This is a genomic window from Paenibacillus puerhi (assembly GCF_009846885.1).
GTDB classification, from domain to species: Bacteria; Bacillota; Bacilli; order Paenibacillales; family NBRC-103111; genus Paenibacillus_G; species Paenibacillus_G puerhi.
The window spans coordinates 1-773 of the sequence record NZ_WUWM01000097.1 but is presented as its reverse complement, the minus strand read 5'-3'; the positions used below and the strand labels follow the sequence as shown (position 1 = coordinate 773).

The 773-nt window shown below is 51.1% G+C and carries 2 tRNA genes and 2 rRNA genes; all 4 read right to left on the bottom strand.

The window, feature by feature from the left end:
• Positions 1–247: 247 nt before the first annotated feature.
• Positions 248–323 (bottom strand) — tRNA-Ala (locus GSF01_RS29185).
• Between the two features lie 20 nt (positions 324–343).
• Positions 344–420: transfer RNA gene (locus tag GSF01_RS29180), tRNA-Ile, on the bottom strand.
• Positions 421–465: 45 nt separating this feature from the next.
• Positions 466–582 (bottom strand): 5S ribosomal RNA (gene rrf, locus GSF01_RS29175).
• 124 nt (positions 583–706) lie between these two features.
• A 16S ribosomal RNA gene (locus GSF01_RS29170) occupies positions 707–773 on the bottom strand; the annotation flags it as partial.

Below are 773 nucleotides of genomic sequence, written 5' to 3'. Positions count from 1 at the left end.
TTGTTCGCCACGTCCTTCATCGGCTCCTGGTGCCTAGGCATCCTCCGTGTGCTCTTTCTAGCTTAACCAATTGGCTCCGTATGCTCGCTGTTCCGTTCCGTTGTGCTTCGCACAATAGTCACTCACACCGACCATACTTCGCTGGCAGCTAAAACATATGCGATCAACTTCATAAAAGTTGGCACAGATTTTGATTCAGCATTGTTGCTTTGTTTCGCTATCCAGTTTTCAAGGAACAAACATGCGTTGGTGGAGCCAAGCGGGATCGAACCGCTGACCTCCTGCTTGCAAGGCAGGCGCTCTCCCAGCTGAGCTATGGCCCCATAATCATTATAAAGTTAAATGGTGGGCCCTAGTGGACTCGAACCACCGACCTCACCCTTATCAGGGGTGCGCTCTAACCAGCTGAGCTAAGGGCCCGTGCAGCTTTACGTTGTAAAACAGCATGAATCACAAGAAGGATTCGCTTGGCGACGTTCTACTCTCCCAGGACCCTTCGGTCCAAGTACCATCGACGCTGGAAGGCTTAACGTTCGTGTTCGGGATGGGTACGCGTGGTTCCCTTCCGCCATCATCACCAAACGAATGCTTATGAACTGAAAGGCATTGCGCCTTTCAAAACTGAACACGAGTGAGTGTTACCTGCGATCTTGCGATCGTCAGGATTTTTTTGTCCGATGGCCTACAGCCATCATGGACTCCATAGAAAGGAGGTGATCCAGCCGCACCTTCCGATACGGCTACCTTGTTACGACTTCACCCCAATCATCTAC